This window comes from Streptomyces sp. NPDC048644 (genome assembly GCF_043199105.1).
Lineage (GTDB): Bacteria > Actinomycetota > Actinomycetes > Streptomycetales > Streptomycetaceae > Streptomyces.
Genome location: NZ_JBICVO010000023.1, coordinates 66,528 through 75,806, shown reverse-complemented (window position 1 = coordinate 75,806; position 9,279 = coordinate 66,528). Strand labels below are relative to the sequence as shown.

12 protein-coding genes, 1 pseudogene and 1 CRISPR repeat array are annotated in these 9,279 nt (G+C 68.8%); of the genes and pseudogenes, 4 read left to right on the top strand and 9 right to left on the bottom strand.

Annotated elements, in window-relative coordinates; translation table 11 throughout:
* Positions 1 to 642 precede the first annotated feature (642 nt).
* From ACGFNI_RS33470 to ACGFNI_RS33460, 3 genes are all read right to left on the bottom strand, one after another.
* On the bottom strand, positions 643 to 1,482 hold the full coding sequence (locus tag ACGFNI_RS33470; RefSeq protein WP_393689152.1) for a hypothetical protein: 840 nt from the start codon (positions 1,480 to 1,482) through the stop codon (positions 643 to 645).
* On the bottom strand, positions 1,386 to 1,607 hold the full coding sequence (locus ACGFNI_RS33465; RefSeq protein WP_393689150.1) for a hypothetical protein: 222 nt from the start codon (positions 1,605 to 1,607) through the stop codon (positions 1,386 to 1,388). Before ACGFNI_RS33465 ends, ACGFNI_RS33470 begins: the two co-directional genes overlap by 97 nt.
* 97 nt (positions 1,608 to 1,704) lie before the next feature.
* On the bottom strand, positions 1,705 to 2,709 hold the full coding sequence (locus ACGFNI_RS33460) for a hypothetical protein (RefSeq protein WP_393689149.1): 1,005 nt from the start codon (positions 2,707 to 2,709) through the stop codon (positions 1,705 to 1,707).
* Between the two features lie 186 nt (positions 2,710 to 2,895).
* Between ACGFNI_RS33460 and ACGFNI_RS33455 the strand changes: the two genes are divergently transcribed.
* Positions 2,896 to 3,039, top strand: coding sequence for a hypothetical protein (locus tag ACGFNI_RS33455; protein ID WP_393689147.1), 144 nt, complete (start codon positions 2,896 to 2,898; stop codon positions 3,037 to 3,039).
* Between the two features lie 195 nt (positions 3,040 to 3,234).
* On the opposite strand, the gene ACGFNI_RS33450 is transcribed toward ACGFNI_RS33455, so the two are convergent.
* Entirely contained in the window at positions 3,235 to 4,119 is an 885-nt protein-coding gene (locus ACGFNI_RS33450) for a hypothetical protein (RefSeq protein ID WP_393689145.1), read from the bottom strand.
* Between the two features lie 88 nt (positions 4,120 to 4,207).
* Between ACGFNI_RS33450 and ACGFNI_RS33445 the strand changes: the two genes are divergently transcribed.
* On the top strand, positions 4,208 to 4,333 hold the full coding sequence (locus ACGFNI_RS33445) for a hypothetical protein (protein ID WP_393689143.1): 126 nt from the start codon (positions 4,208 to 4,210) through the stop codon (positions 4,331 to 4,333).
* Between the two features lie 63 nt (positions 4,334 to 4,396).
* Positions 4,397 to 4,735 (top strand): DUF6087 family protein, encoded by a 339-nt coding sequence (locus ACGFNI_RS33440; protein WP_393689142.1) that lies wholly within the window; start codon positions 4,397 to 4,399, stop codon positions 4,733 to 4,735.
* A gap of 234 nt (positions 4,736 to 4,969) precedes the next feature.
* A CRISPR array of direct repeats spans positions 4,970 to 5,960; the repeat unit is 37 nt; unit sequence GTTGCGATTCTCGATCGCCCTGGAGGGCGATCGCCAG.
* 561 nt (positions 5,961 to 6,521) lie between these two features.
* On the opposite strand, the gene ACGFNI_RS33435 is transcribed toward ACGFNI_RS33440, so the two are convergent.
* The 5 genes from ACGFNI_RS33435 to ACGFNI_RS33415 all read right to left on the bottom strand — a co-directional run bounded on the left by ACGFNI_RS33435 (position 6,522) and on the right by ACGFNI_RS33415 (position 8,661).
* Positions 6,522 to 6,902, bottom strand: a complete 381-nt coding sequence (locus tag ACGFNI_RS33435; protein WP_393689140.1) for a toxin Doc — start codon at positions 6,900 to 6,902, stop codon at positions 6,522 to 6,524.
* A 2-nt stretch (positions 6,903 to 6,904) separates the two neighbouring features.
* Positions 6,905 to 7,153 (bottom strand): antitoxin MazE7, encoded by a 249-nt coding sequence (locus tag ACGFNI_RS33430; protein WP_393689138.1) that lies wholly within the window; start codon positions 7,151 to 7,153, stop codon positions 6,905 to 6,907.
* A gap of 497 nt (positions 7,154 to 7,650) precedes the next feature.
* Positions 7,651 to 8,031, bottom strand: coding sequence for a hypothetical protein (locus tag ACGFNI_RS33425; protein ID WP_393689137.1), 381 nt, complete (start codon positions 8,029 to 8,031; stop codon positions 7,651 to 7,653).
* On the bottom strand, positions 8,028 to 8,285 hold the full coding sequence (locus ACGFNI_RS33420; protein ID WP_393689135.1) for a hypothetical protein: 258 nt from the start codon (positions 8,283 to 8,285) through the stop codon (positions 8,028 to 8,030). The genes ACGFNI_RS33425 and ACGFNI_RS33420 overlap by 4 nt, the downstream gene beginning before the upstream one ends.
* On the bottom strand, positions 8,278 to 8,661 hold the full coding sequence (locus ACGFNI_RS33415; RefSeq protein WP_393689133.1) for a hypothetical protein: 384 nt from the start codon (positions 8,659 to 8,661) through the stop codon (positions 8,278 to 8,280). The genes ACGFNI_RS33420 and ACGFNI_RS33415 overlap by 8 nt, the downstream gene beginning before the upstream one ends.
* A gap of 391 nt (positions 8,662 to 9,052) precedes the next feature.
* Here ACGFNI_RS33415 and ACGFNI_RS33410 point away from each other — a divergent pair.
* Positions 9,053 to 9,278, top strand: a pseudogene (locus ACGFNI_RS33410) (transposase); the annotation flags it as partial.
* Position 9,279 lies beyond the last annotated feature (1 nt).

Genomic DNA, 9,279 nt, shown 5'->3' with positions numbered 1-9,279 from the left:
ACCTCCAGTCGGGCCCATTGTTCGTCCGTCAGATCTCCACGAGCCATATCAAGACCGTTTCACAGACTTGATCAATATCTCAAACACGCCCTAGTCGAGACCTGAAAAGCCCCCAGATGACAAACCCACACGACGATCGCTGCGACTCTCAGCCACCCTCGTCGAGGACGGCTGCCAGCGGCGCGATGGCCGACCGGCCCCCGCCCGCGCCAAGGTTGCGACTCTCGACCGCCCCGGAGGACGACCGCCAGTGCTCGCGCAGCCAGCTGATCTCGGCGTCGATGCTCTGGTTGCGCTTCTCGATCGCCCCGGAGGGCGATCGCCAGCCCGGTACACCTGAGCGTTCTGTTCCGTGATGCTGATGTTGCGATTCTCGACCGCCTCGGAGGACGGTCGCCAGCACGCGAGGCCGCCGACGGGCGCGCCAGCCCGATTCTCAGCCGTCCCGAAGGACGACTGCCAGCGCCCTGCCTGAGGACGTACTGGACGCCATCAGGGATGTTGCGGTTCTCGGTCGTCCCGAAGGGTGACCGCCAGGGCCGAGCAACTCTGGCTCGACGCCCAGCCCCCACGGTTGCGATTCTCGATCGTCCCGAAGGGCGATCACCAGGAGGGTGCCGAGCACGGCGATGATGGCGGCAGTCATGGGTTGCGATTCTCGATCATCCCGAAGGGCGATCGCCAGCCCAGTTGATCAGGGCTAATGACGTAGCGTAGCGCCTTATCTCTTGCTCTGGCGAGGACGCAACGGGCAAAAGTGGAGGTCTTGCTTCGGTGCGATCCGCGTGTCGCGTGTCCACCTGAGGTTCCGAAGTACGGCCGCGGCGGTGGCTCCGGCAGTGGCCCTGGACGCTCAATGGCCTCTGACCGTCGCCCGGTTCCAAGCTCACGGTCGCCAGGTGCCCGGGGAACCGGCCGCACCGGCGGGAGCGGGGTGGGCTTCCAGGGTCGCCGGGCCGGTCGCGGGTCGGGCATCCGCGACCGCACGGCCTGTTCGTACTGGTTCCGGGCCTGGTCCGCGTCCTGCTGGATACGGGCGCTCCGTTCGACCAGGCGCGCCGTCATCGCGGGCGGGAACGTCACGCCCTGGGCGTCCAGTCCGAGGTCTGTGAGGGCGAAGCGTTCGCGGACGACCGGGTCGCTTCCGCATGGAGGGTGGTGCAGGCCGAACAGGCGAAGGTCCGTGGTCCGCCACTGCGGGCCGCGCGGGTGGGGCTCCCCGAGGCGGGCCTCGGCGGTTTCGTCGCGGTGGTAGAGCGTCCAAGCCGGGGTGCCCTCGGCGAACAGGACGTGCGGGATGCGGGTGTCGGGGCGCATGAACCACACGTCGCGCACGTGGGCGTCGGCGTAGTCGCAGTGGCGGACCTGCCACAGCTCGTCGGTGATCAGCTCGCGCTGGGCCTCCAGCGCCAGGCGGGCACCGTCGCCGAGGACGACGTGGAGGTCCGCGCGCCGGTTGCGTTCCTCGGTCCACTGCTCCATCCGCCCACGCTCTCCCGCCGCCCGTAGCCGAGCGCCCGCCACTGCTCCAGCGGCCGGTCGCCGACATGGACCTCGCGCTGCGCCTCCAGGTCGAATCCGACCACCAGCAGGTCGTCGTCCAGCACCGGACACTCCTCTCGCCTCACCCGGATCGGGTGTGCGCAGAGCATCTCAAGGAGCACTGACAGTCAAGACCGCGCAGCACAACCACATTGGGGTCAGCTACAACACCAGGGTGTAGCCGCTGCCGCTGCCGCTGAACAGCGGCGCCCTCTTGGCCGCGGTGCCGGTCAAGAGGGGCGTATGCGTTGAGAGGAGTCCGGCCAGCGTCCGTGCTTCCCGCCGGCGGCCGAGCTTCTTGAGGTCCGCGGGGGTCAGAGCCGCGAGGGGGCGAGGCGTGTGCAGCGCGATGGCCCTGAGGAACTCATCGATGGCGATGTCCAGGCCGCGGGCCGCGAGGGCGACTACGAATGCCGCGGCGTGGAACGGGTTGGTGCGCAGGGCGAATGCCTTCAGGTACGCCCGGACGCCGGCGGCGTTGTTCTGCTGGTATAGCAGCTTGATCAGATGGATGCCGTATTCGTGGCGGGTCGTCGTGCCGCGCAGGAGCGCCGCGAACGGGTCGTGGCCGTGCCATGCGTCGGTGGGGTAGCGCTGGATCTCGGTGATGAGGTGTGCGAGGTGGGGGGTCTCGTACGCGGCGTTGTAGATGGCGCCGAACTGAGCCAGCATGCGGATGCTGTCGCTGGGGTTGATCGACATGAGTTCGACGATGCCCTCAATGACATCGGCATCCTCGACCTTGCGAACGCCGGCGGAGAGGAAGGTGAGGGCTTCTTCGGAAGGCTCCAGCGCCTGGCGTCCGCCTTCTTCGGGCACAGGCGCCTTGCGGGTCCTTTGCTCGGTGGCCTCGTGCCACAGGTCGAGGATCTTGCGGACCGTGTCGGCGGCGGTGTCGGGGTGCGGCTGGTCGACGCTCCAGGTCAGGTACTGGCGCACCAGGGATTCGAGTTTCTGCCAGTGCTGTGGGACCACGGTGCCGTGCAGGATCTTGCTGATCCCCTGGTGGCTGATGGTGTCCGGCAGGTCGGTGCGTTTCTTGATGGTGTCGCTCGTGCGCTTGATGCCGGGCCGGCCTGCGTCGCGGTAGAGCTGGTGGAGGGCGAGGAGCAGCTGGCGGTGCGGCCCCTCAGGAACGTCGCAGGTGTCGGGCACGTCGATCGGCATACGGATGGTCCCTGGTTGACAGTGGTTGATAGTTGTTGGCAGTCCACAGCATGCCGCCTCTTTCCTTCAACTGCGGTCAGTTCGGGTCGACTTGTGCTCTGCGGTGCGGGGCGGGCTTGAGGCTGGAAGGGCGGGGCCGAGGGGTTCCTGTGCCGGGGGACCGGCGGTGGCTCTGGAGGAGCTCTCGTGGCAAAGGCCGACAAGCAGCAGTCCCGATTCCGTGCGGTCGCCCGGGTGGCGCTGTTCGCGTTTGTCCGTGGCGGTGCAGTGGCGGCAGGCGGCTGCGCCGTCTCCGGGCTGACCTGGCTGTTGCACCACTTCACGGGGTGATAGGGAACGCCAACGCCGGTGGGCGGTTGACCGGAACTTCTTCCGACGGAGGGCGCGGACGGCACAGGATCCGCCCGGCAGCTCTTTTCCGGGCGGATCCGACAGCTCCGCTCCGGGCTCGGGAGGCCGGAGCGGAGTGGCGGAGAACTTGGGGTCCGATCGGTTCTTCCAGAAGAGCGTTTCGTGCTTCGATCATCACAGGGGACTCACACCCGCTGGCGACGCACCGGTATGAATGGTCGATGACGGAGACCAGCCGCACGCGTTGCGTCGCACCGCACTGCGCGCACCGGCAGGTCCAAGGCAGCCAAAGCCCCTGTATTCCTCCACGGGACGGAATCCCGCCTCGACGAGCATACTGACGGCCCTGTTGCGCTGGAGGCGCCCGGCCGGGCGGGCGAGCGCCGCCTCACGCTCGGCGAGGGTCGGCCCCTGCGCCTTGTCGCGCTCGGCCTCGCGGCGGTGCCAAGCTTTCGACCAAGCGGCACGCCAGGGCGCCCAGTGGGACTCGGGGACACCGCATCCGGCGAGGAACGCCTCGAGGACGCTTTGACTGCGGGGCATCGTCTGCCGGGTGATGATGCGGTGCGCGGTAGAGCGCGACAGTGACGGCATGCGTTCGGCAGCATCGGGCTCCATCCACAGGTCGTCACCGCGAACGCCGACGGCGAGCTGCCGGGCGACTTCGACCGCATCGTGTCCATGGTGTCGGTGCCGAGAATCCCCTCCGGCTGGCTCGCCGCCCTCCGGCCCGGCGGACGCCTGGTGACCACGATCACCGCAACCGGCCTGATCCTCACGGCAGACAAGACCGACGACGGCGGCGCGGTCGGACGGATCGAATGGGACCGGGCCGCGTTCATGGCCACCCGGACCGGCGACGACTACCCCCCGATGCTCAACGACCTGTTCACCGCCGTCCGCGACCGGGACGGCGACAGCATCACCGAATCCCCCTTCCCGACCCTGAACGTCATGCAGGCGTGGGAGGTGTGGTCGATGCTGTCGATCACCGTCCCCGCGATCGAACACCGCATGCAACTCGACGACGACGGCGGCAAGACGGTGTGGATGCTGCACGCCGGCGGTTCCTGGTCCCGGGCCCACACCAAGCCCGGCGAACGCACAGCAACCGTGCACCAGGGGGGGACCGCGCCGTCTGTGGGACGTGCTCGACGAGATCCGGTGGCGCTGGCTCGAACACGGCGAACTCCCCGTCTACGGGGCACGGGTGAGCATCACCCCGGACGGCACGACCACCCTCACCCGAGGCGGATGGACCGCAACCCTGTAGCTGACGCCGACGGCCCAACCCGCCACACTGAGGGGATTCCGCCGCAGGCAGGAGGAGACAGACATGGAAGACCACGACCCCACCGACGGCGAACCCCTGGAGGAGTGGGCAGCCCGCCGGGAAGCACGCAGACCCCCAACCGGCGAGCGGAAAGCGATTCCTCTGGACAGCGGTGCCCCACACGGCGCGCACGTCAACCCGGACGCTCCCCGGGGCGTGGTGGAGTGGGACGGGCAGCAGTGGACTCCCGCCGGCATCGCCGCGGACTACACCGCAGCAGCACAGGAGATCAGCCCGGACGACACCGCCCGCCGGGCAGAAGCGGTGGACCTGCCACGGTTCAGCGCACTCCCTCCGGCTCCCGAGCCCTGGCGGCCGACACAGGTCTTCCGAAGGCCCTGACGGCTGTACTTCGACCCGAACCTGCACAGGCCCACCTTCCTCGTCCAGCCGTCAACGGGCGTTCGGGGCGCGGGCGCGGCCGTCGTACCAGGAGCCGGACCGTGGCGGGCAGCACGCCTTGCGCCAACGCCGCCTGCTCCACCACAGCACCGCGCCGACAACAGTGAGCGTGGCGGCGGCGAATAGCCACGGGTTGCCGAGCCACGTGCCAAGCGCGCCCGAGGCCGCGCTTCTTGCATGATTCTCGACCACCCCGAAGGGCGACCGCCAGCGGCTCGTTGCTGCTGAAGAGGATGACGGAGTGCCAGTTGCGATTCGCGATCGCCTCGGAGGGCGATCGCCAGTTGAGCGTGAGGACTCCGCCTTGTCGGTTCGGGAAGTCGTTGCGATTCTCGGCCGCCCCTGAGGACGACCGCTAGCCCGGGAAGCCAGCCAGTACGCGGTCGAGCTGTAGCGGTTGCGATTCTCGAACCTCTCGAAGTGCGATCGCCAGATGCCGATCGCGGCGACCAGCAGGCCGTGGAGGGTGAGGTTGCGATTCTCGATCGTCCCGAAGGGCGATCGCCAGCACCGGCCAGCTGCCCTCGGAGCCGCAGCGGCCGTCGTTGCGATTCTCAGCCGTCCCGAAGGACGACTGCCAGCCGAGCTTGCGGGCCAGCACCACGTTGCCGTCGGCGTTGCGATTCTCGATCGCCCTGGAGGGCGATCGCCAGCGGTGGCGACGAGGTTCCACTGGCTCTGCCGGTTGGTGTTGCGATTCTCGATCGCCTGGAGGGCGATCGCCAGGTCCAGCGCTCCCTGTTCGGGCCCCTCCACCTGACGGGTTGCGATTCTCGATCGCCCTGGAGGGCGATCGCCAGCCCCGGAGGCCCTGCTCCATTACGCGGTGGAGTCCAGGTTGCGATTCTCGATCGCCCTGGAGGGCGATCGCCAGTTGCCCCCGACATTCAAGAGGCTATTGCCCGATGCGTTGCGATTCTCGATCGCCCTGGAGGGCGATCGCCAGGTGGGGCGTCCGGTTGGAGCGGGCACATGCCTTGACGTTGCGATTCTCGATCGCCCTGGAGGGCGATCGCCAGGCCGGGGCAAGGACCGTGAGGAAGGCCCCGAAGAGGTTGCGATTCTCGATCGCCCTGGAGGGCGATCGCCAGCGCGGCCGGTGGCGAGCCGGTAGAGCGAGAGCAGGATGTTGCGATTCTCGATCGCCCTGGAGGGCGATCGCCAGCCCGTTTGAACAGGGCTAATGACCTAGCGTAGCGCTTCATCACCTGCTCCGGCGAGGAAGTATCGGGCAAATGCGGAGGTCTTGCTTCGGTGCGATCCGCGTGTCGCGTGTCCACCAGAGGTTCCGAAGTGCGAGCACGGCGGGGACGCCGGTAGCGGCCCAGAATGCTCAACGGCCGTCGACCGCCGCCTGGTTGAAATCTCCCGATCGCCCCGAAGGGTGATCGCCAGCATGGCGCCGGGACCGGCGAGCCGACCGCGGATGAAGTTGCGATTCACGACCGCCCCGGAGGACGGTCTCCAGACCTCGAAGAGGTCGCCGTCCTCGTCCTCGGCGTAGTTGTGATTCTCGGCCGCCGCGAACGACGACCGCCAGCTGGTCGAGGAGCACCGCGCCGCACCGCACGACGAGTTGCGATCCTCGGCCGCCCGGGAGGGCGAACGCCGGGTGGTATTCGCCGGTCGCGGCCAGTCCGATCGCGGCGTTGCGATTCTCGGTCGTGCCGAAACCCGGCCCATCGGTGTTGTTGTGGCTGGATGGGGCTGGATTGCACATGGGTCGTTATCCCGATGGGTGCATCGATCGCAGTCGGTCGGCGATGTCGTACACGGTCAGCCGGAGTGCGCGGATGTCCGTGATGAGGTCGCGCCAGGGTTCGAACGTGGTGTCCACGGCCTGTCCGGATGCCTGGATGTAGGCGACCGCTACCCCGTAGCCGAAGTACTCGTTCCGGGCCGGCAGCGGGCGGGTCAGCACGATCTGTTCCAGGAGCGCGGCTGCCCGCCAGTACGCGTCGGGCTCGCTGACTTCAAGGTGCGGGGTGTTGACACGGTGTCGGGCCACCGCGGCCACGAGACCGGAGTAGTCCAGGACGCCGAGGTCCTTGTCGAGCAGCTCCTCCTGGCGGTCGAGGAGCCATCGGACGTCAATGGTCAGCTCCAAGATCAGGCTGCCCGGCCAGCACTGCGTACAGGTACCGGCAGACCGCCGAATTCGCGGTCGAACGCCTCGGCGATGCCCGGTTGCGCGACGGCGCTGCGGAACGCGGCGGTCGCTCTGCCCAGGGCGAGCTGGTTTTCCTCCGCCACGGCCAGCTCGGCGAGGTAAGCACGCACACTTTGCCCACGCGCCGCGGCAAGCGCCGCGAACCGGTCCCGCGTAGCCAGGTCAACCTTCATGCTGGTGTCTGCCATACACCCGAGTATGCACCCACCGGCACCTCAGCGAATACCTTCCCGGCCAAGACAGCAGAGGGAGGACGACCGCCAGCAACGGCGCGGCCCCGGCAGTGCCAGAGCCGGTCCAGTTGCCATCCTCGGTCGCCCGGGAGGGCGGCCGCTGGCCCGCCCCGCACTCACGAGTGCGTTGCAGGAAAGGCCGTTGCGATTCTCCGCTGCCGCAAACGACGACATGCAGGACGTCCTCGCCGTACTGCGAGAGGGCGGCGGCGCCGTTGCGAATCTCGATCACTGCGAACGACGACCGCCAGGGCCGCCGACGGAAGCGTGCCGCTCTTCCGGATGACGTTGCGATTCTCGATCGCCCCGAAGGGAGATCGCCAGCTGGGTACCCGGGGTACCCAGCAGCGGCGTTGCGATTCTCGATCGGTCCGGGGAGCAACCGCCAGGGCGGCCTGCGCTGCCTCAAGGGCCGCCGGATGGAGAACCCGGATCGGCAGCAGGCCCGGAAGTCAGGGGGTGAGGTTCAGGACGCGGACGGGTTCGCCTTCCCAGCGCTTGGGGGCGGTGGTGGCGACGATGGCTCCCGCAGGCCGGTCCGGTGTCGGCTGGGCTGCGTGCCGGCTGTGGGCGGGCGCCCACGTTTCATGGCGGGCCACGGCCAGTGCGGCGGGCAGGTCCAGGTCGAGGACGGTAAGGCCCGGCAGCGCCGCCAGGTGCTCGGCCGTCCCCGGCCGGGCACGGCCGGCTTCGATCAACGCGCAGGCGGGGGCGTAGAGGTACCAGCCGGGCTCGGCGTGGGCCCGGTGGATGAGACGGGAGGCCAGGACGTTGCCCTGCCCGGCGGCGACCATCGCCGTCTCGTCCAGCACGATGTGAACCGCCTCGCTCACCGCCCGGTCACCTGGGCCAGACGCCGGTCCAGCTCACTGTCGAGGTCCCGCTGCTCGCCCTCCGTCGGCGCGTAGCCGTTCCACTTCTCCAACGCCGCGCGGGCCTGCTCCGCCTGCTCGGCGCGCTCGGCCGGCGTCAGCATCGTCTCAGCCAGACGGGCCAGGTACGCGCGCAGCGACAGACCCTCCGCAGCCGCAATCGCAGCCAGCCGGTCCTTGGCCTCCTCCGGGATACGGACATTGGCATCAGACATCATCGCGCTCCTTCCCATCCCTCAAGGGTACGGGTACGTACCCGTACCCGGCGCGTCCGACGCACGGCGCATCATGGTCACTGGCTGTGCGGTCACCGTTGTGGGGTTCGCCGGCCTGGCTCATCGCGGCGTGCAGCAGCCAGATTGTGGTGGCGACCGCCGCCTTGGCCGTCTCGTCTTCGCTGGTGCGTGCGGTTTTTTCCAGGAGTGCGGCGGCGGCTTGGAGGACGCCGACGTGGACTGGGACGGTCTCGATCGCCGCGAGCGCGGCGGTGGCCCGGTCCGCCGGTGACACTGGTGGGGGCTGCGGGATGAGGGTGGACACGCCGCGCCCCAGGGCGCGGTCGCGGGGCGGTGGGGCGGGAAGGGTCGTCACCGTGGAAGTCTCCCCTACCCGGGGCGACCGACCGGGCCGAGGCCACTCCGGTCCGCTTCCCGCCCTGCTGCCCGCCGCCAGTAAAGCTGTGCTTGCTCATGGCATCTCCGGGGATGCCCACCGTCACCTTCCGGCCGCTACTCGTGCGGGTCGGGCTAACTGGGTGTTTTGTCCTTGAAGATAGCGATTGCTGGAGGTTTTCCGGCTGCAGTCCGGGCTCGTCCGACGTGACCAGGGTGGCGGTGGTGGCAAAAGCGTCGCTTGCCCATGAGATGCCGCAGGAACTGTGCTCTTCCTCCTGTCTCATCCCAAGAGGCCACGCTGAACGGCATTTGCCCGTCAGCAGACGCGGTCTCTGGGCAGGCCGGAAAATCAGCGGTACGCAGACATCATGACGGAACGTCGACCGTATCCGAGCGACCTGTCCGACGCCCGCTGGGCCTTGGTGGAGCCCACCCTGACCGCCTGGCGACAGGCCCGCACCCGACGCGCCCTCGCCTTCGGCCGCCCACCCGAGCACGACCTGCGTGACCTGCTCGACGCGATCCTGTACGTCGACCGCACCGGCATCCCCCTGGCGCTACCTCCCACACGACTACCCGCCGCACCAGACCGTAC